This is a genomic window from Flexithrix dorotheae DSM 6795 (assembly GCF_000379765.1).
Lineage (GTDB): Bacteria > Bacteroidota > Bacteroidia > Cytophagales > Flammeovirgaceae > Flexithrix > Flexithrix dorotheae.
In genome coordinates this window covers 106,050-132,474 of record NZ_KB903487.1, presented here as the reverse complement: position 1 = coordinate 132,474, position 26,425 = coordinate 106,050, and the positions used below count along the sequence as shown (strand labels likewise).

Genomic DNA, 26,425 nt, shown 5'->3' with positions numbered 1-26,425 from the left:
ATATTAGTAAAGTCGTAAAGTTGAATTGAAAAGTTTGTAAGTATGTGGAATAGTCGCTTAAAGTGACGTGAAATATCGTATTTGGTATAATTTGAATCCAATTTAAACTTAAAAAAGTTAAATTCCAATTTGGAACATTTTTTTTCTATAAAGAAAATCTAAGTTTTTCTTGATTAAATACTAAGTGTTTGAAAATCAAAATTTTATAAAATGTCATTTAAAGCTGAAAACCTGAGGGAAATTCTACTAGAACATTATAAATTTCCTATTGATCCATTGCCAAAAGTAAGCTGGAAACAGCTCAAGAAATCTCCGTATTTGGCTATGATAAAATATGTTTATGAAGAATTAGGAGGAACTGGTGACATGCAGGAAATTCAGCCTCCTCAATGGCAACTAGAATTTGAGGGATTAGCAGTGGAGCTGGATGAACAACTTCATTTTAATAAATACAGAAGAACCTCACTGAGATCTCAGGTTTATGACGACTATAAAAGTGTTTCCGTCAATAATTATCGAACATTTTGCAGGAAGTTCGATAAGGAATGTTTAAAATCCGGTCTTTCGGGGAGTAATTGGACAGATTCATTTGCGGAAAAACACTTTGGAAAAGCAGAAGAAAGAGGCGATCTTGGTGGAAATGGTTCACCCAAATGGAAATTAAGAGCCTTTCAGGATTTTCTTAAAGATGTTTCTGCCAGGATTTTACCAATTAGATTTATTCGAATAGCCATTTGGGAAGAAATTATGATTAATCGGCAGCTTGTGAAGGTAAATCAGATACTAACTATGCCTACAGAAGATACCAGAAAAGCCTTATTCCAACATATCGAAAGAAAAATTAAAATTCTGGAAGCTCAATAAAATTTCCGGAATTGCATTACCTAGGTAATTAATGTATATTTGATTTATGTATTCAAAAGAATTGCTTAAAGGGACCTTAAGGACGATTATCCTTAACCTTTTGTCGGAAAATGGGAAAATGTATGGATATGAAATTACACAGAAAGTTAAGGAATTATCCGAAGGAAAAATTCAATTGACGGAAGGTGCCTTATACCCTACCCTACATAAACTTGAAGCAGAAGGATTTCTCACTACTGAAACCATGAATATCGGTAAAAGGGTGAGAAAATATTATACACTCACAGAACTGGGTTCGGAAAAATCTTCAAGCAAAATAAAAGAGTTTTCCGATTTTGTGGCCACAATGCAGGTAGTTCTAGGTGGTTTTAAAACTTCTGACAGCAAGTAAATTATCACATCTTTTTTTAGCCAAATGAACATAGTATCATGGTGGAGTTAAATGAAAATCAAGTAAACTTTATTCTGAAGGATATAAAAGAAAAAGGTTTACCACAGTCTAAAATAACCGATGAATTGCTGGATCATCTTTGCTGTGGAGTTGAAGTGGAAATGGATGCAGGTTTAAATTTTAGTGAGGCTTACCATAAAACAATACAGAAGTTTGGCCCAAACGGACTAATTCATACACATCGGGAAAGTAAATCTGCAAAGGAAAAAATTGCAATACAGAAGAAAACCAAAACATTTGGCTCAATGGTGGCTGCCTGTCTGGTATTTCTCGTTTTGGCTGTAAATGCCAAAGGAAAAGCTGAAATCTCTCCGGTTTCAAAAGACAGGATCTATACTCATTATTCCATTGAAAATTTAATTTACTTTCATGTTCTCCCAAACTCCCCGGTTTTTGCCACTGAGGCCGGAGAGGTCAGTCATATATATAGGAGGAAAGATGGGTTATATACAATAGAATTAGAAACTTCCAACAATAAAAAACTGGTTTACGATTTAATGACCGATTTATTTGTGACAATTGGTAGTGAAATTCAAAAAGGGGAAGTGATGGGAAAAGCAGGAAAGTGTTCAGGTACTCATTCTATAGAAAAAATAAATTTTTTATTCGAAACTAAGCCAGGTTCTCCTTCCTATGAGTGAAGTTGCCCAAATAAGGGATTTCCAAGCAAGAATGAGTGAGATTTGATTCAAACTATATAATTTTGCCAAAAATAACAGAGATCATTGAAGGAAAAAGGGTTGGGGGCTATTGCCAGGACGCTTGGAACAAAATCAGTCATACTTAGCCGAAAAGATTAACTTTATACAACTTCACTAAGTTGATTTTTGAATAAATTCCCTCCATTAAATTATTTTAAAAAAGATTTTCTCAAAAAAAAACCAACTTTTCCTTTATTCAGTTAATCTTTAAATATATTTCAAGGTTTTTGGATTGGTCAATTGCCAAAACCAAAGCAATTTTTTCCCGCTGGTATTGTTTAAATCTAAGGAAATCAGGAATATTTTTTTTTCAATATTAATCAGGTATTTTTCAGTTATTAAGGCTTTGTTAAAAACTTGTAAAATGCCCATTTTTTGTATTTTTTTCAACATTTTTGGTTAATTCATTTAGTTTTTAGGAAAGTTGCGGCCTTTCAGTTTTTTTCATATCAAAACCATTCAATTAACACTTCTAATTTTTTTAATTAGCCAGACGGTTATTGCCACATCTTTCCAAATTTCAGCCTCAATTAATATCCCTAGTGATACCCTCTCCAATTATTATTTTGAAGTGGATAGTGTAGAAATTGATGAAATAATTCTGGTAGGAAATAAAGTTACTAAAGATAGAATAATTCTAAGGGAACTTGATTTCAGAATGGGAAGCAAAATATCCACTAATAATCTGGAAAATTATCTGGAGCAGGAAAAAAATAAGGTATTTAACACTGACCTTTTTGTCACAGTAGACCTGAAAGGCTACCCGGTAGATAAAGATAAAGTGAAAATTGTAATTGAGGTAATTGAAAGGTGGTATATCTATGCTGTTCCTTTAATCGACTTTGCAGACAGAAACTTTAATGAATGGTGGAAAGACAGAAATGCAGATCTAAGCCGATTGGAGTACGGAATTAAATTTAAAACCAGAAACTTCCGTGGCAGAAAAGAAAACCTAAGGGTTGATTTGTTGTTTGGATTTACCAAAAACCTCTATTTCAAATATGACATACCTTTCATCAATAAAAAACAAACTACGGGAATGTCATTTGCCACCGGCATATCTCAAAACAGAGATGTTGCTTATAAATCCACAGGTAACAAACTAACTTATGCTTCAGCAGATGAAGTGCTAATAAGGAGATACGGTGGTGAAATTGGTGTAGGCAGAAGAAGCCACTTTTATAATACTCATAATTTAATTTTAAAATATTCCCACCAGATCATTACCGATTCCATTGCGGAATTAAATCCGGATTATTTCCTGGATGGAAGAACACAACAAAAGTTTTTTGAGCTTTCATATACCTTCACCCGTGACCTTAGAAATATGTCCGGATACCCGACAAAAGGTTTTTATACCGCTTTTCAAATCACAAAGAAGGGGTTGGGAATTTTTGATGACCTTAATCTCCTGCAAGTACACGGCACCTACTCCCATTTCTTCGATCTGGGAAAGAATTTTTATTATGCCACTGGTGCAACAGGAAAGATGTCTTTGCCAAAAGTCCAGCCTTATAACCAAATGCAAGGCCTGGGCTATGGACAGACCTTTGTAAGAGGCTTTGACCTTTATGTGATTGAAGGGCAGGCGTTCGGGCTCTTAAAAAATACCTTACGATGGAAAGCACTTTCAGGCAGACAGTCCATCAAGAAAATAATGCCTTTAAAGCAATTTAGTGTAATTCCTTATTCAATTTATCCTAAATTATTTTTTGATACCGGGTATGCAAAAAATTCCCTTGTGGAAATTGAAAATGAAGCACTTACAAACAAGCCTATATGGGGAACAGGCGTTGGCTTAGACCTTGTTTCCTTCTATGATTCCGTATTCAGAGTAGAATACTCCCTGAATTCAAAGATGGAAAAGAATTTTTTCTTCTATTTTTCGGCCTCTTTCTAAGTAAAGAAAAAAATAATTTTCATTTTCTACTTGCTCTTTTTACCGATAGCTTCGGCTAGCCATCCATTTTTTTTCGTTGTGAAGCACTGCAATGCACCTAAAAAAACGTGAAGTCTTGAGCCAATATAGAAGTTTATAAAGGAGAGTTTTATTTATTCAACTTTACCTACTTTCCTGAGCTTAAATAATCTTACATCACTTCCACAATTACATGATGGCCAAAGCTTAAGTTCTCATGAGAAACTCAGGATACACGATCAACCACAATGTGTTTTTGAAAGTCAGATGTACTTTGACCTTCCCCAATTAAAATATTTGTTGGGAGTATCAAGAGCTAGAAAATAAAATTTGTGATCAGCAAATAATGCTGACCTGTAAAATCACCTTAGGAATAAGTTTGTGGTAAATTTATTCAAAAGGAAATAAAGTAATAAGGAAAGTAAAATTATGCTGAGAGTAATTCTTTAGTTCTAATGTTAGAAGTAATTTCCACTACATTAGTAAATAATTGTTTGAGAAGATTTTCTCCGGATTCAGGAGATTTAATGGTTACAACCACTTCATTGCATTTCAGATAATACGCATTTTCATCTTTTAAGATACAGGCATTGAAATTAAAAAATTTGCCCAAATGCTTCTGCTGATAATTGTATTCTTTGATAGTTTCCATAGTGAATTTAATTTATCTCCGTACAATAGTTTCTAAACGAAAGTCATGAAGTTTGGTTCAAAAAAAATGATGGTAAGTTGCTAATTATCTATGTAAAAGGTATTCTATTTTACTGTAAAGGGCATTTTTATTTAAGGGTTGTTTACAAATGCCCCTGCACTCTTAATCATGGGTTTTCGATACCTTAAATTATTTTAATTGTGCAATTCCATTATTATGGCCAATCTTCATTGGCTTTTCATCCGGAACTACAATCTATTAAATTAGTAATTGAATAATACTGAAGTGAAATTTTGTTTACGTGTTGTTAAATATATTGAAATTAAAAAGTTAATTCAAGTTTTTTTCAATAAAAAAATCTAAAAATCAGCTTACCAAAGCTATTCTATTTTCTTTTAATTAATATCCTAATTTTTAGGGATATTAAAATTAAATTTTACAATCATCTTTGAACATATCACGGAATAATAGTCAATACCGTGTTTTATTAAATCCAACTTAAATTTTTACCAATAAATAAATTTTTTGAATGGCAAATGATGAAATTAAAAATCCTTGTTGTTTTGGCAATTCTGCTATCTCAAATAAGTATAAGTACTTATTCCAGAACTATAATTGAATTACCCGGTCAAAAGGAAATTTCTTACCAAAACCAGCTAAACACCGAAAGCAAAAATGAAAGTTTCTTCCAAAACGCTAACTTAGTTTTTTTAGGAGTTACAGGACTGATTTCTCTGATTATGATTGGAGTGATCATCAACTTTATTAACCTGAAAAAAAACCTGCAAAACTCTTTTCAGGTGAAAGATTTTGAACTGGAACTTAGTAATCTTGAAAATGAGCTAAGAGGAAAGGAAATTACCAACCTTCAAAATTTAATAACAAGCCAACAAAAAGAAAGAGAACGAATTGGTAATGAACTACATGATTTTTTGGGAGGAATGATTTCCTCAGCCAAGCTTAATCTCACTTCTATAAATCCTGAAAATGATTTCCAGAGTTTTCCTACAGTAATTGAAAAATTTAACCGAATCGAAACTTTACTTGACGATTCTTTTAATCAGATTTGGCGCCTCCATAAGGATATCACTACCAGTAAGAAAATAGGATTTAATCTATCCTTCATTTTTAAGGATTATTTTGAGCAAATTGATGGCTTAAATGGAATAAGATTTCATTACCATGAATCTGCTATTCCCACAGCCATTGAAACTGACTATGCCATTATTATTTACAGAATTGTGAGAGAATTAGTCCTAAACACCATCCTCCATTCTGAGGCAAAATCAGTTTCGGTTCAGCTTACCGGGAATCAAAAAAGTATTCAGATTTTAGTAGAAGATGATGGCAAAGGATTCATACAAAGTAAGGAGAAGGCCAAACACTGGAAAGGTTTGAGAATAGTAGAGCTGGATGCCATGAAACTAAATGGTAGTGTAAAAATTGAGACTAAACCCAAAGCCGGAACCCTGGTTGTAGTAAATGTGGAAGTCTAACCTTTTTTCAATGTAGCCTGACATGGAAAAACTTTACTTTTCTGCGTCCTTCTAAAAGAAGAATATTAACCATTCCAAACCATTTCTCTAATAATTCCTCTTAGCTTTTCCCAATTTTCTGAAGAAAGGTATTGTTTAGCTACAATTAAATGATGTATTTTTTTAAAAAAAGGTTGTTGCAATGGAATAATTTGCCAGTTACTTAAATTATTTTTTTCTTTCAATCTTTTTATTCCTTTCAAACTTACCAGTTCATCTTTGGGGTCTACAATTATTTTGGTGGGAATATTTAGGTTTTTTAAATCATGCTTGTTTAAAGTATTTATCAATCCTAATAGGTTTTGATATGCCCTTACTGGAGTAAAGGTATTTGCTTTGTACGGCCTGGGAGTTATATTGGGCAATAATAAACCCGGAGGAAATGCTTTTAAAAGCCGAACTATGGACGAAAAAAGAGTAAGTGAGAGGGCCGGAGCAAACAACAAAATTTTATTGTATCTCATTTTTTCATTTTTAGTCATGGATACAAGGTTCAATAAAGCTCCAAGGGAAAATCCAACAAAATATACAGGGATGTTCTGATGGTTTTGAGAGATATTTTTTACGGTGGAATAAGCTTCTTCCAGATCATTAAGCCAATCTTTTATTGTTGCCTTATTTATTTCGGATTGGCCATTATTTCTGTGTCCGGTTAACTGAAGCTGAATTACCTCAGAACCATTTTCAGATAGTTCCCGGACTATATCATCCATAATGGATGATGTGTTATTTAAACCATGCACCACCAGAGTTATCCCAACAAGATTATTAACCATTGCAGGGAAGTGCTGTATCCAGGGGCTTCCAACCAGTACCTTACTTTCCTTTTCTCTAATTCCCTTCAACGGCTGTTTTTTTTCTGGGGATGTAAACTATTTTCTGCAGGAAAAATACTTCTCTTGTCAGGTCATTATTGAACTTGTGCTTTATTTTTCTAATTCCAGAAGCCAGGAAATTTGGCCCATACCAGTCAATCACTCCCCCATTATCGAAATAACTTGATTTTTCTTCCGGCCTGAGGTAAGCAATTGAATCCACAGTGACACTATCTGTGAATTCTTTTAAACCAGAAATTTTATATCTCATCAGATCCTCTTCCACCTGTAAAAACACTGCTGAATCATAATCTGCATATACATTGGAAATTTCAATAGGATAATCCACCTCAATATCTTCATCGGAAAAAGTATTGTCCCAAAGCATAACACCATCCTTATTGAACCCACAGGCAAAGCTATTTACATGAGTAAAGCCATAAGAAATGGGTTGATTCTTCGGAATAGGATCTAAAATCATGGCTGCAGGGACAAATTCTCCATCAAATCCTTTTCCTTCAGTGGATACCTGCCTGAAATAAGGGTCCCGCCATCCTGTATAATATCCGTTGAAATAAGAAAGTGATGAATTTGAAGATTCATTTATAGGTTCATAGATATCACCTGAAAAAACTATCTGGTCATTTACCACTTTTAAATTGTGGACAAAGACATCAAACCTCAAAGGATAGATTTTATCATTTTCACGCTTTTTTACAATTTTAGCCATCATTCTATCATACCGTTTCTCCTCCAGATAATTGAAAAAATTCTTGAAGTAACCAAAGTCATAAAACCGCAAATATTCCAGATGGCTGTCTTTTGTTTTTAAAGCATACACTCCCTGAGTTTTATCATCTGAATTTAAGGCATAGGTGCCCAAAACCATCATTTCATCTTCGGCTGTAACCATTGGTCTGAAGGTGAGAAAATTATAATCGAGGCTCCGTTCTAAGGGGAAATTAAAAATTAGTTTTCCTTCAAGATCGTAGGTGGCAATATAAACTGAGTGGTCATTAGAACGATTTTTACTTTTTAACACCACACTTACCACCCCATATTCTTCATCCACCTGCATGCCTACTATATAAGCCTTTAGCTGATTTATAGATGGTGTCACAACAGAATTTCCTGTTTTATAATTATACATGATTACTGCGGGTGAATCTTTTACCATGCCACCCAGAAATAATACACTATCCAACACAGAGAAATCAGTAACATAAAAATTCTTCACTTCTTCATAGGTGATGATCTCATTGCTTCCATCATTTACATTTATTCTGAGCACATGATATTTATTAGATGGCTTTTCAAAAAGTATATAAATATTTTCCTTAATGTATTGGTAATCAATAAAATCAAGGGTATTATCCACCAAATATGATTTTTCCCAAACCTTTTCCAGTGAGGTATCCAAAAAAGTAACATCAAGGCTTCTTTTAGAATTTTTCTGAAAGGAAGTGTTGGCCAGAATAACCGCAACTCCTTTTTCTTTGGCGGTTATAACCTTATAATCTTCTCCATTTTTATCCTCTATTTCCCATTCTTTGTATTCCTTCTGAAATACCTGACCTTGAGCAAAACTGCCCCAAAACAGGAGAAATATAAGAATTAAATAGTTTTGTAAAATATTTCCCATAAACCTGTATTTCTTATTGAATTCTAAATTTGATTATTAGAGATGTTTATATTTTTATTATGGCACTGCAAATGCGCACAAAGGAAAAATCAAAATTTGAAACAAGGATTGAAAGGACTTTGATCAGATCAAATTTATTTCTATAAATAAATCAAATCCAAATCATTTTTTCCAAACCTTTCCTATAATTTAACCAAAAAATATTAAATCTAAAACTATTTTCCTCCTCGTTTGGCAGTGATTTTAATAGGAATTACTGAATTGTAATTTAAATTTGACCAATTCTGGAAAATAGTCACCAATTAATTTTGGGAAAAGGGGCAAATAATTTCAATACCAATAAATACTAAATATTTTTTTCTTAAAAAAGTTACAAAACCTGCCGCTTTTTTCGATACAAACCCTTTTGAATACAATCTTAGTGATATTTTTATTTTAATAAGAGGTGTTTGAAAACTATTAATGGAGACTTTTTCAATCCAAAAGCACAAATCATTAAAAATTAAACACATTCTAAACTCAAACGATGAAAATTCTTAGTGCTCTTTTAATTTTATCACTGGTTTATGTTAATCTTTCGGGACAAAACCTGAAATCTCCTGAAGAATTTTTAGGGTATTCCCCAGGAAGTAAGTTTACTTTTTCCTATCAGGTGGTAAACTATATAACCCACGCCACTGAGCATTCAGATAAAGCAAAATTACTGAAATACGGAGAAACCAATGAGGGAAGAGAATTGCATTTGGTATTTATTTCATCCCCTGAAAACATTCAGGATCTTGAAAATATCAGAAAAAATAATCGGATCAGTACAGGTTTGGAGGAAGGAAAAATTTCTGGCAAACAGCTGCCAATAGTCTGGCTTAGTTATAATATTCATGGAAACGAATCGGTAGGAACCGAAGCTGCCATGTCTGTTATTTATACACTATTAGCAGGAAACCAACCCAAAATTGATAAGTGGCTTTCTGAGGTGGTTGTAGTGATTGATCCCTGTGAAAATCCTGATGGGAGAGACAGGTATGTGAACTGGTACAAACAAACCAGAGGTTCGAATTACAATCCAAACCCAGAAACCTGGGAACACAATGAGCCTTGGCCTGGAGGAAGGTTCAACCATTACCTTTTTGACCTGAACAGAGACTGGGCATGGCAAACACAAAAAGAAACCAAAGCCAGAATAAAAGTTTATCATCAATGGATGCCTCATGTTCATGTTGATTTACATGAAATGGGCGTTAATTCCCCTTATTTTTTTGGTCCTTCAGCCGAACCTTTTCATGATGTCATTACTCCATGGCAAAGGGAATTTCACCAAATTTCCGGGAAATATAATTCTAAGTACTTTGACAAAAATGGCTGGTTATATTATACAAGCGAAGTATTTGATATGTTCTATCCAAGCTATGGTGATACCTGGCCTACTTACAATGGCGCAATTGGGTTTACCTATGAACAGGGAGGCTCAGGAAGAGCAGGACTTGGTGTGATTACCAGTTCCGGAGATACACTTACACTTAAGGACAGGCTGGATCATCATTATACTTCAAGCCTGGCCACTATTGAAGCAGCCTTTGATAACAAAGACCAACTAATTTCTGAATTTGAAAATTATTTTAATGAAGCCAGGGAAAAGGGAATTGGCGAATACAAAACCTACCTCATTAAACAAAATGGTAATTCGGATAAAATCAAAGCATTTCTTCAAATGCTGGACAATCAACAGATAATTTATGGTTATCCAAAGCTCATAGGAAAATCAAAAAGTTTTTCGGGGTTTAGTTATCAGGAAGGAAAAGTATCAAATGTGGAAATTGAAGAAGAAGATCTGATCATTTCTGCATACCAGCCCCAATCCAGAATGGTGAAAGTACTCATGGAACCCCAATCAAATTTTAGTGACTCCCTCACTTATGATCTTACCGCCTGGGCATTGCCTTATGTATTTAACCTGGAAACTTATGCGCTTAAGGAAAGGGTGGATGTGACTTCTGCTGAAATCAATTTTAATAACCAAAACGCTACTCCATCATCCAATACTTATGCATTTTTTGTAGAATGGAAGGACTTTCAGGATGTAAAGTTTCTGGCTGCCCTGATTAATAATGGAATAAAAACAAGATTTACAGAAGAACCTTTTCAGGCAGAAGGAAAATGGTATGACAGAGGAACTTTAATCATCACAAAAAAAGATAATTTGCATCTTAATGGTCAATTTGTAAATAAGGTACTGGAAGTAGCCAACCAAACCGAAACAAAAGTATTTGCCTCTCAAACGGGGCTCATGAGTGAAGGCAAAGATTTAGGTTCTTCTAGCGTGGGGTTGATTCATCCCCCCAGGGTTGCCCTAATAAATGGTGATGGTGTTTCCCCCACAGCTTTTGGAGAATTATGGTATTATTTTGATCAGGAATTAAACTATCCGGTATCGATTATTAATACCAAAGATTTAAGTTTATCCAGTCTATTTGATCAGGATATTTTGATTTTACCTAGCGGAAGGCTTTCCAAATTTTCCAGCACTTTCTACCAGTTTTTGAGAAATGGAGGAAAAATAATAGCCCTTGAAAACTCAGTAGAAATATTCGCAGGAGAAAATGGAACACTATTGAGTGCGGCTAAAAAGAATATGGAAGCAGAAGAAAAGGAGGAGAATAGTATTAATCTGCTGAAAAAGTATGGTAACCGGGAAAGAAAAAATTTATCAGAAAGTGTAGAGGGAAGTATTTTTAAGGTTTCTCTTGATAATACGCATCCTTTAGCTTTTGGAGAGACAAGCCAAACTTTTTTAATGAAGAGAAATTCCAAAGTTTACCCATATTTACCCGAAGGCGGCTGGAATGTTGGAGTTTTTAAAGATGATAGTCATGTGAGTGGATTTGTGGGCTATAAAATGAAGAAGAAAAGTAAAAACACTCTGGCAATAGGAACCGAAAGTTATGGCAGTGGTAATATAATTTACTTCAGCGATTCCCCTATCATCAGAGGATTTTGGCATTCAGGTAAGTTGCTATTGGGAAATGCCGTATTTTTTGTAGGTCAGTAAAATTTTTATTCTGAAACTGAGATCTTTTAACATTTTGAATCAATGAATCTTCCTTTAATAAGTCTTAAATATTTGATAGCAAAACCTTTAAGTTCATTCTTAAACATCCTAATTCTGTCCTTAGGCATCGCTATTATTATTTTGTTGCTTTTGGTTAGCCGGCAATTTGAAGGAGAACTTTCCAAAAACTCTAAAGGGCTGGATTTGGTTGTAGGCGCTAAAGGCAGTCCCATGCAATTGGTCCTTTGTAATATTTTCCATATTGATTTCCCCACTGGAAATATTCCCTTGCCAGAAGCTGAAAAATTAGCCAAAAACCCCATGGTGAAAAAAGCCATCCCTTTGGCTTTGGGAGATAGTTATGAATCATTCAGAATAGTAGGTACAAACTACAAATATCCGGAACATTATGAAGTAGAATTAGGGGAAGGAGAGCTTTGGGAACATGAATTGGAAGTAACAATTGGCTCCTCTGTGGCCAGAAAATTAAATTTAAAAATTGGGGATACTTTTAATAGCGCCCATGGAATGGGAAATGCAGTAGGACATGAACATGAAAATGCGCCTTTCGTAGTGAAGGGAATTTTTAAGCCTTCCGGTTCTGTGATTGACAACCTTATCCTCACCAATATTCAAAGTATCTGGGCGGTTCATGAACATCCGGAGGAAGAGGAAGAAACCGAAAATCACAAAGACCATGATGGCCATGATCATCATCATGAAGCTCATGAGCAAAAATTTTCCCCAACCGGTTTGCCTATTGGTGGTGATGATGAAGAAATCACTTCGCTTTTATTAAAGTTTAAGTCTCCAATGGCAGCTATCACCATGCCTAGAATAATTAATGAAAATACCGAAATGCAGGCAGCTTCTCCAGCCTTCGAAATCACCAGACTATTTAGTCTGCTTGGAGTAGGCATTGACATTATGGAGGGTTTTGCCTATTTGATGATTTTTATTGCGGTCTTAAGTATTTTCATCGCACTTTTTAATGCCTTAAAAGAGCGAAAATATGATTTAGCCATTATGCGTTCCCTAGGTTCTTCAAAAAGCAAATTATTTGTTCTGGTGATCATTGAGGGAATCCTTATTACCCTATTAAGTGCAATATTGGGTTTAATGCTTGGCCATTGCGTGGTTGAATCCATAGGTTATTTCCTGGAAGAGGGTCAGAAAACCGGAATTACCGGTTTAATATTTCTTCCTGAAGAAATTCTAATTGTTTTGGGAGCTGTTTTCATTGGAATATTTACAGCTTTTATTCCAGCCGTTCAGGCTTATAAAACAGATATTTCCAAAATATTAGCTCAGGGCTGATTTATGACATAAATTAGTTTATTATGTCTTTTTGCAAACTAAAGTCAGGTTAATTTTAGGCTTTGGCTTTAGGCTTCAAAAACCTATTGGATTCATATTTTTTCTTTCTCCAATAGTATCGTGCAATGCCAAATAAAATAATCATTAAAACTGGTGCACCAATATTCAATATTTGCCAGAATAATTTTTCTTCTTTTATTCTAAAATTATCCAGAGGCCTCAGGGTTACCTGTTTCGCTCTGGACGTGATTAATCCATCCTCATCCACCAAATAAGCGATGGCATTTAAAAAGAACTCTTTATTTGATAATGATTGATTACTGCTTTTATCAAAATCAATAGGCAATGGATTTTTACTTTGTTTATCAAATTCGTTCCTAATGACATCTCCATCAGACATTACCAGAATTTTAGCTGGTTCCGATTGATCAATTTTACCTTTTGTATCAATTCCTTTTGGAGCAAACCTGGTAGCATAGTGAGATTTAAAACTTCCTTCCAATAGATAAGCCACCGGGAGGAATGATTCTTTGTACAATCCCTGGTTAAGATCTTCCCGCAATTCATTCAGATCAACCATTGTGGGAGCATTTTTCACCCTGGTGTATTGAGAAGTAAATATCAGGGGCGTTTTTTGTATACCCGGAGCTTTCACCGTATCTACTGTACTTAAGAATTTACTGTAAACTACATCAAGGTTTTTTACTATCGGATGCTTGCTAAAAGTATTGAGAAAGGTATAATAAGGCCAGGGCAACTTATTTATGCTAGGTTGATCACCAAAATTACCTGTATAAACTTCAATGGTTCCGGATTGTACATCCTGAATAAGATCAGTATTCACCCTTACGCCATACCGGAAAAGCAAATCCTCAATATTTAAATCATAGCCAAAAGCATAGGTTCCTCCAAGCGCAATACTATCCAGGTTCATTTGGATGGCGTCCATCAGCACCATTGCCCTTCCTCCTTTCATGATATACTGATCAAAATAATATTTTTCTTCTTCCGAAAAAGCTGATTTTGGTTGAGCAATAATGACCGCCTGATAATTATTGAGCTGAGGATTATCCAGTTTAATTCGATCTACGATATAATTTTCCTGTAAAGCGTTGGTAATTTCTATCAAATCAGCGGGTTGTAGTTCATTGTGGCCTTCAATAAATGCTATATTTTTCTTTTCCACAATGCTTAAATTTTCAATGACTGAAGCTATTTCATACTCCAATCCTTCCACAGATTGATTAAGCCTCTCAGTTGCGGAAGAAGCTTTGTTTCCCTTTAGAAGTAATACAGGTTTTTCCTTATTCCGGTAAGATATAATGGCACCTGGGAAAATTACTTTTTGGGTTCTTTTTCCATCAATATTATCATAAAGTGTGGTGGGTGGTAAACCTTTTTGTGCCAACTGTTGATAAAAACGATCTCTGGCCGTGGGATTAGGGGCTTCTCCGGGATCCACAAATTTGTACTCAAGGTTGCTTCCTGCATATACTTTAAATTCATCCAGTAATTCCCGTATTGATTTTTGAAGTCTTTTAAATCCAGAGTTTAAATCTCCTTCCAGATAAACCTCAATATATACGATATCATCCAGGTTCTTAAGCATATTTTTAGTGGCATCAGAAACAGTATATCTTTTTTCCTCAGTCAGATCAAACCTTAATGGAACTCTCCTTAGATTTGTATTCACTAAAAGGATGAATAAAAAAATGGCGGTAAAACCCAATATATTTTCCCATTTTTTCAGATTTCCAATCATACTAAATATTTAGATTTTGCAGGACAAGAAGCTTGTTTATTACTTGTCACAGTTTTTAGAAAACAGTTAAAAAATTAAAAATTGAACATCAACAAAAAATCACCACTTTCTGCTTTCCAACACCATTTTCGTCAGAAATACCATTAGCGTGACCAGACTAAAAAAATAGGCTAAATTTCTAATATCAATCAGTCCTCTGCTTAAAGACTGGTAATGATAATCGATACCAAGCTGACTGATAAAGAATGAATAATCTGACCAGACATTTATGGAAGCAATCGAGGAAAAACCATCATAAAAAATAAAACACAAAAATATGGCTAACACAAAGGCCACTATCTGATTGTCAGTAACTGAGGATGAAAAAACGCCTATGGATGTAAATACCGCAGCAAGCATTAATAACCCAATGTAAGAACCTGCCACAGCCGCAGTATCAATATTTCCGGCTGGGGTTCCCAACTCATAAACTGAGAAATAATAAATGAGTGTGGGAATTAAAGCAAATACAACTAGGAGGAAGCTGGCCAAAAACTTTCCTAAAACAATTTGTAAATCAGTCAATGGCCGGGTAAGCAACAACTCCATAGTTCCGGATTTGGTTTCTTCCGCAAATGTCCTCATGGTAATCGCAGGAATTAGAAATAGAAAAACATATGGGGCCATGTTAAACAAAGGATCAAGATTAGCAAATCCATAGTCCAAAATATTGGATTGTGGAAAAACCCAGGAAACAAGCCCAATTCCCACCAAAAAAACTATAATAACGATATAGGCTACCAGAGAATTGAAAAAATTATTTATTTCTTTTTGAAGTATTCTTAACATTAAATGAATATCAAGGGAAATTAAAAAATCAGGTTGAAAAGAAAATTGAAATAACTGAATAAAAAATTTATGGATAATATCTAAAAAATTTCAATTTCCATTGAAGTTAAATTCTAAATGTATTTTAAAAAATTACCTACATTTTATAACAGCTGAACACTATTATTCTGATAAAATTGGGGATAAAAAATTAAAAAAAGTAAACGAACTACCACAAATATTCAAAACACCTCTAATGCATTCCCAATTTGTGGTCTGAGAAATAAAAACAGGTAATTGTTTCCATTCTCCCAATCCAGTTTGCTCCTATTATATCCCATCTATTAATCTATGTTAATGGATTTATATGCTTTTAAGTAGAGGAATGTAATATCTGAATTGATTCTTTGGGTGCTTTAAACGTGTTAACATCATAATTTGAAAATCCTGAAAATTAGACATGATACTTGAATATATAAAAGCATAAATGAAGGAGAATATTCATTAAAACCAAATTACCATCTAACCATAATTAACTGATTATCAATAAACAAACAATACTATAATTTAAAAATGCCAATATTTCAATTAAACACCAGTTTCCAATCGAATCAGATTCAAACAAAAAGTTTTCATCTTAATGCCGGTTCAATATCGGGTAATTATTCCTGATATGGGAATTAAATCTGTTTTAATTGAAATTTATTAAAAAATCCAATCTCGAAGGCAATGAAAAATTTTGATGTAATAAATCTGGAACAAAAACATAGACAACTTCAAACTGAATTAATCCAATTGCAAAAAGAAAAAGAAGCAATTGAAAGCCAATTAGAAAATATTGGGATACCCGAACAAAAAATGGAATCAGGGTTTTCTAATATGATTTCTACCCTCCAAATGGAAGAAAAAAGTAATCTTCTGCTGGATAACAATATATTAAGGGCACTTGTCAATAAACTGGTTGAACCCCTTTACCTTAAGGACAATTCTCTTCGGTATATTTTTGTGAATGAACAATTTTCCGACCTTATAGGATTAGAAAGACAACATATCATTGGGAAAACAGACTTTGATCTTTTTTCAGAAAGACAAGCAAGAGAAACCTGGGAAATTGAAAGCAAATTGCTGAATACCGGGATAGAAGTCACCAAGGAAAGAGCAATTACTACTTTGAATGAGGATGTAAAAAATGTAGTGGTAAAGAATTTTAGGGTAAATGATTTCAATGGCCATTTATTTATCCTTGGCAAAGTTACCGATGTCACCAAGCAAATAAAATTAACACAAAAATTCCTGGAGCAAAAAGCTACCATGCAGGCGGTATTGGATAATACACATGAACTTATCTGGTTAGTAGACAGGGACAAAAGACTGAAAGGTTTTAATAAAAAATTTACACATTTCTTTAAAAAACAATTCAATGAAACACCTAAATTAACTATGCCATTTTCCAATTTTTTGGATAATGGTCATTTTAGGAGGAAGTGGAATAAAGGATTTAGGCAATCCTTAAGTGGGAAAACCTGGTCATTTGTTCAGGAATTTAATTTGGAGGGCAAAGAATTGGTATTGGAAGTCATCATGTCTCCAGTGGTACAAGGAAACAGTATTTCGGGAGTCTCCTGTTACACCAAGGATTTAACCCTGACAGATAAATTTCAGAATGAGCTTGAAATAAAAAACTATGAACTAAAAAAGGAAAACAATGCCCTGGATTCATTTGTCTATAATGTTTCCCATGATTTAAAAGCTCCTTTATCTTCACTGAAAGGATTGATTGAGTTAGTAAAAAACACCGAAGATCCCTCTCAAATTGATTTATATGCTGATTTAATGTCTAAAAGTGTCAATAATTTAGATCGATTCATTCAGGATATTCTGGAAGCTTCAAAAAACTCCAGAATTAAAGTATCTAAAGAAGAGATTAATTTGAAAGAAATCGTTTCAGATATTTTTGAAGATCTCAGCTTTATGGACGAAGCTGAAAGGGTAAATAAAATGGTGAATGTCAAACAGACCGGAACCTTCAATTCAGATTCCAGATGTATTAAGGCCATTATGAACAACCTGATTACAAATGCAATTAGGTATGGTAATTATTATTTAGATAACCCTAAGGTGGAAGTAACCGCAGAAATCACTCAACACTCAGCAAACATCACGATTAGTGACAATGGTATTGGTATTCCTGAGGATCATCTGGAAAAAGTATTTGATATGTTCTACAGGGCTAATGAAGAAAAGAAAGGTTCAGGAATCGGACTCTATCTGGTAAAAGAGGCCGTTGCCAAATTAAATGGTACAATTGCTTTAGATTCTAAAGTAGGAAAAGGAACAACTTTCACAATTGTCCTTCCTACTTTAAACTAAATCACAAAATCACCATTGTGGGTGAATAATTTCTTTAAGATGCTTTTCGTAAACACCTTTAATTTTCTCTAATTCTTCTGCAGTTAGCGCATCCATCTCGGAAGCCAGGATATTGTTTTGAGCATGAGAGATCGTGCTTGCCCCGGGAATCACACAACTGATGGCCTCAAACATCAATACCCATTTGAGCGCATAAAGCGTAATTTCTTCCTTGTTAAGGATGGCTTTAATTTCATTAACTGCTTCCAGCCCCAAATCGTAAGGTACTCCTGAAAAAGTCTCACCTTTATCAAAAGCCTTTCCCTCACGGTTAAAATTTCGATGATCATCCTTATCAAAAGTGGAAGCTTTGGAAAATTTCCCTGTCAATAGTCCGCTCGCTAAAGGTACCCTGGCCAAAATTCCAATATTCTTTTTCGTGGCTAGATCAAAAAAGGAGTCAGAAGGTTTTTGCCTAAACATATTAAAAATAATCTGAACACTTGAAACTCCAGGATATAGCACCGCTTTTTCAGCTTCTGTCACTTTTTCTACACTTACCCCAAAATGCTTTATTTTTCCCTCTGATTTTATTTTCTCAAGACTATCAAAAATTTCGGAGCTTTCGTAAACCGAAGTTGGAGGGCAATGCAATTGCAGAAGGTCAATTTGTTCCAATCCCATGTTTTTTAGACTATCCTCTATAAATCCACGGATGTTTTTTTCATTATAACCCTCCGCATTATGAGGATTGAGTCTTCGTCCGGACTTTGTGGCAATTACAACTTCTTCACTTCTGTTTTTTACAACTCTGCCTACAACTTTTTCACTCATCCCATCCCCGTAAACATCCGCAGTATCAATAAAATTCACGCCTAAATCTATGGATTCATTTATTATCGCTTCAGCATTTTTTTCATTAAAAGGCTCCCCCCATCTTCCACCAACCTGCCAGGTTCCAAGTGATACTTCTGATACGTTATATCCTGTTTTTCCTAGTTTTCTATATTTCATTTCGTAAAGTGTTATTGAGTAATAAAGATCTTTGTTTTTATTTTTGAATCAAATTCGATTCATTTTAACCTTGATTTTATCTCCCTGAAATCTTCTGGATTATTTGCATTTTTTAATTCCTCCGGATCATCAGGATTGATAAGAAAAGCCTCATTCATCATTAATAATTTCCTTGGCCCTGATTTTTCTTTGCTCATACTTTTCTCCAAAAGCGGTAAAGCAGATGGCTCCCAAATAGCAATTAGGGGTTCAGGTTTATGATCAACAGGGCTTTTATAAGCAGTGGCTATTTTCGCTGGATTTCTATGATCAATCAGTTTTTGAATGGTTTCTTTTTTCAAAAGTGGAAGATCACACGCAACCACAAGCCAGGCGCAATTTAAGTTTTGTCTAAATGCTGATAAAATCGCCCCCAGCGGGCCGGCATTGGGAAATTGATCAATAACCACATTATTGCTTTTAAGTGAAGCGACCTGATCTTCCCTACAGGAAAACCAGGTCATTTTACAAAAGTTTTGAATTAAACGAAAAGTGTATTCCCTTTGAGGAAGGCCATGATAATCCAGGAACCCTTTGTCCTTTCCCATTCTGGAGCTTTTCCCTCCTACTAACACTAAACCATTCAATTCGGGAAAATTTTTGACATCCATAGGGATAATTTTTTCTAGTTTTTAAATAAAACTGGTTTAAAAGTCAACATGGCCCAGGCCCAATTATTAATCTGGCTTTTATCTCCTACAAAACCTCCATTTGGAACTCTTTTGATAGCCTCCAGTGCATCTGTTCCAAACATTTGAGAATAACCTAATTGGAAATTGATAAAACTATTGACTTGCAGGTTATAAACTAAATCAATTTCAAACCCTAAAGCTTTATCCAAATTTTCTGATGTAACCTCAGGGTTAATCACATCAACCGGAGAAAGGAAATAATGAGCATGGGTAATTAGCTTTGATTTTTCTCCTGTTTTGAAAACTGACTTCACAAAAATATCATTTAAACCAGCAGTTGTGGCACCTTGCCTGTGATCATTTCCTACATAAAAATAATCCATAAAACCATAAAACTTATGATTTGTGCCATACAATGGGTTCCACGAATTATTTTTTTCCGTTTCGGTAGCTTTAGTTCCCGAAGCTAGATCAACACCAAAATTAATAGGCACTCCTCCTGCTTTAATATCAGCATTTAAGGACACAAAATAGGCACTCACAGATCTTTTTAAGGCATCCTTGCCTCCCTGGTAATAAAATTCGCCATTTAAATTAATCCCTCCCAGTTTTTTATTTCCAATTAGCGCATAAGTCTGCATAAATTTAATTCCGGTAGAATCAAAAGCCTCCCGACCATCATTATGGATTAAAAGAGACAATCCGGACTCCCCAAAATCTTTGTGGAACCAGGCAAACTGCATGGTTTTGTTATTTGACTTTTCATAATAAGTGTCTTCCAGTTTTCCTGGTTCAGTATTAGGAATACTACTTTCATTATAAGTTACTCCGGCATGGAACTGTATCCCTAAACTGTCATTTACATATTTATATAAAACACCATCATGCCTTCTGCCTTGCTGAGCCCATTCCAGGCCTCCTAAAAATCTTTCATTATCGTAACTCAGCATCATTCTACCAACTTTTATGAATGATTTTTTGGTCATTGCATATTCCCCCCATCCAAAATTGAGGGAAGTCATGGCTGGATCGCTTTTTTGAATTTGATCATAATTTCCCCACAATCTCACATCCTGAATAGCAAACTTAAACTTAAACCTATCCATCGCGTAGTCCAGGTAAATCCTTGACCGCTGTTCTACAAATAATACCGGATCTGTACTGGCATTTGTCATTCTTTTAAACCCATTGCGAAATTCTGTTCTTGGACGAATTTCCCCGGTAACTTTTAATTGAGCGAAACCAATAGAACTGCTTCCAATTAATAGTAAAATTGAAATCAAAACAATGTTGTAAACTTTGGTATTCATTTATGAAGTGGTAAATGATTAAAAAATAAATTTTTAAGTTGAGGTATTAATTAAAGGGCAAAAATTAACATCAAAAAATTAAGAAAATACGATATGAATCAAAGCATTCCCCCATTTTAATCATAAAAAAGAACTCCTATCAAGGTTTAGAATAATAAAATAATCCCATAAATGTAGACGCAACCGGATTATCCTTTTATCACATTTTCGTAAAAAGATTTAGCCTTTTTATTAGATTCATTTAAATATAAATCCTCCATCAATTGGCTTACACCTTCCTCCTCCGATAGTAAATCCAGGGCTTTATATGCTGCTATTTTGGTATTAGCATCACTGTCGTAGGAGAAGAATTTCCTTAAAATTTTCACCCCCTGTTGTTTAGTTTCGGAGGGCCTTCCTAATAAATAACTTCCGAAATAATTGATTAAATAAGGTAATTCCTGACTTCCTCTGGTGGCCATTTTTTCATCAAACCAATCAAGTTTACCGGGCACCCCAATATAACTGTAGAAGTCTGCAATGGTTATAATGATAGAAAGATCATTGGAATCTTCAAACTGGCTCACCATTGCCACTGGATCCGGACCACCCATATTGGCATAAGCATATAAAGCGGTGGCTATTACCGCATAAGAACTGTCCTTCATGGCTGATTCCACAGTATTCAGGTACTTAATCCCTAATGTGGATAACACATTGATGGCTTCAGCTCTTACTAAAGAATTATTGTCGCTCAGGGCAATTCGTTCAATTTTTTCACCAATAATATCTTTATCATCTCCTTTGTAATCTTCAAAAGCCTCCAAAGCAGCCTGTCTGATTTTCCAGAAATTATCCTCAAGGCCAGCTAGCACTAGTGGTTTTATCTGTGAATCGCCAAGGTCACTTTTTAATTCATTTATCGCTTCCAGTCTGGCCAGAATTTTATCCGAATGATAAAATTGATAAATAAATTCGTCCGTAGATTTCAAATAATCAATTTCGCATGGCAGATAAGTTTCTGCATCAAACAACAAAAGATCTGGCTTTTTCCCTGTTTCAAACCAAAAATCTTTTCTTTTTTCTGAAACAACTACTTTATGCCTTTCCCTTTTTCCATCCACCCAAATATCTACGAATACTGGCAATTCATAAATTGGGGAAAATTTTTCATCCTGCATTTGCCTTACCCTAAGTTCAACAAAACCACTATCATAATAAGTATGAGCAACATTTAAGGAAGGATGACTTGCCTCCATAAACCACTGATTAAAAAACCAGTTTAAATCCTGGCCGGTAACATCTTCAAATGACATTCTAAGATCATGAACCTCAGTGGTTTTGTAGGCATTTTCTTTCACATATTTTTGAAGAGAAGCGAAAAATGCCTCATCACCAATTATTTTACGGAGCATATGCAACAGCAAAGACCCTTTGGCATAGGAATGACTATCAAACATATCTTCCTTATCATGATAGCCGAAACGGATCATTGGAACCCTTTTACTTTCCGATTCAAAAAGATAGGTTTCCCATTCTTCTTTCCATTTCAGGTCGGCCTCCTCTCTTCCCAATTTGTGTTCCAGCCAGAGGTATTCCGCATAGGTGGCAAATGATTCATTTAATGGAAGATTAGCCCAGGATTCGGCTGTGACCAAATCCCCAAACCAATGGTGGAATAGTTCATGGGCAATGATATCATCCCAATTCTGATCAATTAAATACCTGTCATCCACTTGAAGTTGCTCCATAAAAATAGAAGCTGAAGTATTTTCCATTGCTCCTGAAACATAATCTCTCACCACAATTTGCGAATATTTATCCCAGGGATAAGGATAATCGAGCATGTCCGAAAAGTAGGTCATCATTTCCGGAGTATTTCCAAAAATCTTTTTGGCATATTGAGCATACTCCTTTTCTACATAATAATTCACAGGAATCCCATTCCATTTCTCTTCGGAATATTTGCTAAACTTACCCACCGCCATCATAAACAAATATGGGGCATGCACTTTTTCCTGTTTCCAATAATCGGTTCTGGTACCATTAGCATTTACCCTTTGGGAAATCAATTTTCCATTGGAAAGTGTCTGGAATGCAGTATCCACGGTAATATAAATTTCCTGTTTGGTTTTTACATTTGGTGCATCAAAAGTGGGAAACCAGCACGAACTGGCCTCTGTTTCTCCCTGGGTCCAGATCTGCTGAGGTTTATTTGGATTTTTCCTGGTGGGATTTATAAAGTAAAGTCCTTTATCTGATGTAATGGCAGCACTTCCTCCTTCAGGCAATTCATTGGGTTTGGCCGTATATTTTATACTAATTTTAAATTGATCAAACCTGGTGTATTCTTTATCGAGAAATATTTTCAGTTTCAGGCTGTCATACTCATATTTCAATGAAATAGAATCTTTTAAATTCGCCAATAAAACACTGTGGATATCGAATCCTTTGGCATCGAGAATAACCTCTTTTTGCGGGTAAAACCAGGGTTTTAAGGTCAGTTCTGCTCTTCCATTCAGATACTGCTTATCCCAATTGAAGCTTACATCCAATAAAGTATTTACCAAATGGAAATAATGAGTTCTGGAAGGATTATACTCTCCCGGAGTCACTAACCACTCCGGCTTTTGAAGTACTTCTTCCTCCTCGGGAATTATCGGGACGGGAATAGTAGGAACCCCGGTTACTTCTACGTTTTCCTGGCTTTCGGTAGGAGTTTGTGTAGACTTACAAGAAATAAAAATCAAAAATATCAGAAAGGGATAATAACGTAGGATGGCATTAATATTCATTCGAGCTAAGGTTTAATGTATTTGCAGGAATTGAGTTCAGTTCAAAAAATCATTATCCAAAATTATAAAAGACAAAAATAAACCTGCAATTAAGTATAAGGCGCAAATGTAATGATAAAGATGTTTGGTAGAAATAAAGAATAAATAAATGATCTGAAAAACCAATTCAAAACACCATTAACTATATGAGATACCCACTATTGGAACAAAATTGCTAAAATTTGAATCATTTGTACAATAACCTAAAAGGAAAAACAACCAACTTTGGAAAGGACTAAGAAAAATTATTTTTTCTGCAATTAATCAAAAGTTTTCAAAAAAACCTGGTATAAAATGATTAACATTTAGTGCTTTCCCTTTTAGGGGAAGTACTTTTTTATTTTACCCTCTCCAAGGCTTGTTTTGTTTACTATTTATCCTTTATTTAGGATCAAGTTCCTTAATATTATTTTGAAATCATTTCAAAGACCTAGTTTTATTATGTTTTATGTTATATAATAAATTGGTAAGCACTAACATTTTATTCCTCACCCTTTTTTTATTTTTCATAAACTTTTGTGAAGCCCAGTTACTTACCCTGGCCTCAAAGGACAGCCTGAATAATAAACCCAAAAAAGAATTTTACATCACTGCCTGGTTGAAATTAAATGGGATAATGGATTATCAGGGGATATCCAATACTTCTGCGATGAACCTTACCTTGATCCCCACTGATGGAAGTAATCCTGATCCACATTTTACCATGGATATGTACCAAACCAGAATTAAATTGGCCAGTACTTTCCAAACCCTTAAGCTTGGAGAAATTTTTTCTTTTATTGAAACCGATTTTTACGGTGGCAATGGAGGTGGATTAAGAATGAGACATGCTTATATCCGATTTCTAAATTTTAGAATTGGACAAACCTGGTCAGGATTTACCGATGAAGAAGCCTGGCCAAATATCACCGACTTTGATGGACCTTCGACTGGTGCCTGGGTAAGGCAAACTCAGTTTACCTATTTTATCAGGCCTTCAAAAAGTGAGGATATTTTAATAGCCTTTGAAACGCCCATGCAGGACTTCAACCGTTATATAGAACTGGATACTACCATCACCAGCGGAAACCCAAGCCTCCCAGACTTTACAACCCACTACGAAAAAAGATGGGGAAAAAATCATTTTCAGGTAGCCGCTGTGGCCAGGGTATTTAAGTATAAAAATGAAGCAAATAGGGTCAATTACGAGCCAGGCTATGGTTTTAACATCTCCGGTAAAAATATTCTTTACAAAAGGGACAATATTGTGTGGCAAGCCATATGGGGAAAGGGAATTTCAAGGTATCTGGTTTCATTTGGGGGAGGAGGATGGGATGCTCTGCCTGATACTCAGGGAAACCTTGTAGCACTTCCTGTTTACGGTGGATATTTTGGCTACCAGCATTTCTGGGGCTCAACCGCTATGAGTTCTACCTTTGTTTATGGTTATGCGGCTGTTGATAACCCTTTTGATTTACCCAATGATCATCTTTTCACAGGATCATATGTAAGTGGTAATATTTACTGGCAGCCGATTGGCCCTTTAAATTTCGCTTTAGAATTTATTTATGGAAACCGCAGGGATGAGTTTGGAAACTATGGAGATAATATAAGAGGGCAGTTTGTTTTTGAATATAACTTCTAGGGAAATAAATCCCGGAGCCTTCCATAACTTATAGAGCATTAACAATTTCATCCGTATTTGGAACTGCATTATGTGACCATTTGCCCTTCACTGTGCCATTTTCAAACAGCATTATTCCCGGATTTGACCTAATCATGGCTTTTAGCACAGTAGAATCCACGAAATAGTAGGGAATCGCCAATTGCACTTCATGTCTGAACTCTTCGAAATTGCTGCCATCTGAGGTAAATGCAACCGAGGTTATTTCCGGATTAGATTTTTCCAAATCGCTAATTAACTGGTTGATAGCCTTAAAACTTTCAAAATCCGTTTCACTTACTTTATGGACAAGTATGACCAGTTTTTTACCCTGGAGTGATTCTTCCGTAAAATCCTCCCCTTCCACACTGGAAACATTATAATCCACAATTTTAGGTGAGCAGGCTTTTTCATTCAGCATTTTCATTTCCTTAAATTGATATTCGGGATCGGTGGGGTATTGCTCAAAAACAAAAATCTCCCCGTTCTTTTCCATGATATATTCATATTTACATGGTTCCTGCGGCTGCATCAATGCCCCAATATTGTTACCAATTTTATAAGACCTGAAATCTAACAGAGGCAAATAATTGATCACGTAAATGGCGATTATCATACTAAAAACAGTACTTCCTCCAACTACAAGTGAACTAATTTTTCCTGTTGAATTACTTAAATTTTTATAATCTGTAAGAAGAAAAACAATTAACACAAAGAGAATTACATCTTTAATGAAAGATTCCCAGGGGTCAAGTGGAATTGCATCTCCGAAGCAACCACAATCCGTAACTTTTTCAAAATAGGCTGAATAGAATGTAAGGAAGGAAAAGAATACGATGAGCCCAAAAGTAGCCAGAAGCGTAAATCGGGTTTTAAAACCCACTAAAATGGCCACACCCAAAACCACTTCGAAAATACATAAGAAAATGGCCAGGGGAAGAGCAATAGGAATGAAAATATGGAAGAAAGAAGCAAAATCTGCAGAAAATACTTCAAAATATTCTTCCAGCTTAATGGCTGTACCTACGGGATCATTCAGTTTAATTAAGCCCGAGAAAATAAAAAGTCCTCCTACAAAAAAAGAAACCAGTTTTCTAAGAAAATTCATGTATTTAT

General features: G+C 34.9%; 19 protein-coding genes. 9 read left to right on the top strand and 10 right to left on the bottom strand.

All coding sequences use genetic code 11. The features are described 5' to 3' along the window. Window positions 1-210 precede the first annotated feature (210 nt). The 4 genes from A3EM_RS0134225 to A3EM_RS44550 all read left to right on the top strand — a co-directional run bounded on the left by A3EM_RS0134225 (window position 211) and on the right by A3EM_RS44550 (window position 3,916). The gene (locus tag A3EM_RS0134225) at window positions 211-864 is read left to right on the top strand and encodes a DUF7255 family protein (RefSeq protein ID WP_020532769.1); all 654 of its coding nucleotides are present in this window, start codon (window positions 211-213) and stop codon (window positions 862-864) included. A gap of 46 nt (window positions 865-910) precedes the next feature. Next, window positions 911-1,255, top strand: coding sequence for a PadR family transcriptional regulator (locus A3EM_RS0134220; RefSeq protein ID WP_020532768.1), 345 nt, complete (start codon window positions 911-913; stop codon window positions 1,253-1,255). Between the two features lie 38 nt (window positions 1,256-1,293). Next, a complete protein-coding gene (locus A3EM_RS0134215) occupies window positions 1,294-1,956 on the top strand; it encodes a M23 family metallopeptidase (protein WP_020532767.1) in 663 nt (220 codons plus the stop codon). A gap of 631 nt (window positions 1,957-2,587) precedes the next feature. Further along, window positions 2,588-3,916, top strand: coding sequence for a BamA/TamA family outer membrane protein (locus A3EM_RS44550; RefSeq protein ID WP_169513452.1), 1,329 nt, complete (start codon window positions 2,588-2,590; stop codon window positions 3,914-3,916). 445 nt (window positions 3,917-4,361) lie between these two features. Here the strand turns inward: A3EM_RS44550 and A3EM_RS0134200 are convergent, their stop codons facing one another. Continuing rightward, window positions 4,362-4,586, bottom strand: a complete 225-nt coding sequence (locus A3EM_RS0134200; RefSeq protein WP_020532764.1) for a hypothetical protein — start codon at window positions 4,584-4,586, stop codon at window positions 4,362-4,364. A gap of 536 nt (window positions 4,587-5,122) precedes the next feature. Between A3EM_RS0134200 and A3EM_RS0134195 the strand changes: the two genes are divergently transcribed. After that, window positions 5,123-6,082 (top strand): sensor histidine kinase, encoded by a 960-nt coding sequence (locus tag A3EM_RS0134195; protein WP_026210754.1) that lies wholly within the window; start codon window positions 5,123-5,125, stop codon window positions 6,080-6,082. Between the two features lie 65 nt (window positions 6,083-6,147). Here the strand turns inward: A3EM_RS0134195 and A3EM_RS0134190 are convergent, their stop codons facing one another. Both A3EM_RS0134190 and A3EM_RS0134185 read right to left on the bottom strand, forming a co-directional pair. Next, window positions 6,148-6,966, bottom strand: a complete 819-nt coding sequence (locus tag A3EM_RS0134190; protein WP_020532762.1) for an alpha/beta hydrolase — start codon at window positions 6,964-6,966, stop codon at window positions 6,148-6,150. Beyond that, window positions 6,953-8,578 (bottom strand): hypothetical protein, encoded by a 1,626-nt coding sequence (locus A3EM_RS0134185; RefSeq protein WP_020532761.1) that lies wholly within the window; start codon window positions 8,576-8,578, stop codon window positions 6,953-6,955. The genes A3EM_RS0134190 and A3EM_RS0134185 overlap by 14 nt, the downstream gene beginning before the upstream one ends. A gap of 526 nt (window positions 8,579-9,104) precedes the next feature. Here A3EM_RS0134185 and A3EM_RS0134175 point away from each other — a divergent pair. Beyond that, window positions 9,105-11,624 (top strand): M14 metallopeptidase family protein, encoded by a 2,520-nt coding sequence (locus A3EM_RS0134175; protein ID WP_020532759.1) that lies wholly within the window; start codon window positions 9,105-9,107, stop codon window positions 11,622-11,624. A 42-nt stretch (window positions 11,625-11,666) separates the two neighbouring features. Then, entirely contained in the window at window positions 11,667-12,941 is a 1,275-nt protein-coding gene (locus tag A3EM_RS0134170) for an ABC transporter permease (protein WP_020532758.1), read from the top strand. 55 nt (window positions 12,942-12,996) lie between these two features. On the opposite strand, the gene gldG is transcribed toward A3EM_RS0134170, so the two are convergent. After that, complete coding sequence (gene gldG, locus A3EM_RS0134165) at window positions 12,997-14,703, bottom strand: gliding motility-associated ABC transporter substrate-binding protein GldG (RefSeq protein ID WP_020532757.1); 1,707 nt, start codon at window positions 14,701-14,703, stop codon at window positions 12,997-12,999. Between the two features lie 99 nt (window positions 14,704-14,802). Further along, window positions 14,803-15,531, bottom strand: a complete 729-nt coding sequence (gene gldF / locus A3EM_RS0134160) for a gliding motility-associated ABC transporter permease subunit GldF (RefSeq protein WP_020532756.1) — start codon at window positions 15,529-15,531, stop codon at window positions 14,803-14,805. A gap of 708 nt (window positions 15,532-16,239) precedes the next feature. Here gldF and A3EM_RS46585 point away from each other — a divergent pair. Then, window positions 16,240-17,880 (top strand): PAS domain-containing sensor histidine kinase, encoded by a 1,641-nt coding sequence (locus tag A3EM_RS46585; protein ID WP_020532755.1) that lies wholly within the window; start codon window positions 16,240-16,242, stop codon window positions 17,878-17,880. A 9-nt stretch (window positions 17,881-17,889) separates the two neighbouring features. Here the strand turns inward: A3EM_RS46585 and A3EM_RS0134150 are convergent, their stop codons facing one another. The 4 genes from A3EM_RS0134150 to A3EM_RS44540 form a co-directional block, all read right to left on the bottom strand. Beyond that, on the bottom strand, window positions 17,890-18,873 hold the full coding sequence (locus A3EM_RS0134150; RefSeq protein ID WP_020532754.1) for an aldo/keto reductase: 984 nt from the start codon (window positions 18,871-18,873) through the stop codon (window positions 17,890-17,892). 59 nt (window positions 18,874-18,932) lie between these two features. Next, a complete protein-coding gene (locus A3EM_RS0134145; protein ID WP_020532753.1) occupies window positions 18,933-19,523 on the bottom strand; it encodes an NTP transferase domain-containing protein in 591 nt (196 codons plus the stop codon). 14 nt (window positions 19,524-19,537) lie between these two features. Beyond that, entirely contained in the window at window positions 19,538-20,854 is a 1,317-nt protein-coding gene (locus A3EM_RS0134140; RefSeq protein WP_020532752.1) for an alginate export family protein, read from the bottom strand. 188 nt (window positions 20,855-21,042) lie between these two features. Continuing rightward, a complete protein-coding gene (locus A3EM_RS44540) occupies window positions 21,043-23,628 on the bottom strand; it encodes a M1 family aminopeptidase (protein WP_020532751.1) in 2,586 nt (861 codons plus the stop codon). A 487-nt stretch (window positions 23,629-24,115) separates the two neighbouring features. Here A3EM_RS44540 and A3EM_RS0134130 point away from each other — a divergent pair, with 487 nt between their 5' ends. After that, the gene (locus A3EM_RS0134130) at window positions 24,116-25,291 is read left to right on the top strand and encodes a DcaP family trimeric outer membrane transporter (RefSeq protein WP_020532750.1); all 1,176 of its coding nucleotides are present in this window, start codon (window positions 24,116-24,118) and stop codon (window positions 25,289-25,291) included. A 28-nt stretch (window positions 25,292-25,319) separates the two neighbouring features. Here the strand turns inward: A3EM_RS0134130 and A3EM_RS0134125 are convergent, their stop codons facing one another. Then, a complete protein-coding gene (locus A3EM_RS0134125) occupies window positions 25,320-26,417 on the bottom strand; it encodes a BT_3928 family protein (RefSeq protein ID WP_020532749.1) in 1,098 nt (365 codons plus the stop codon). Window positions 26,418-26,425 lie beyond the last annotated feature (8 nt).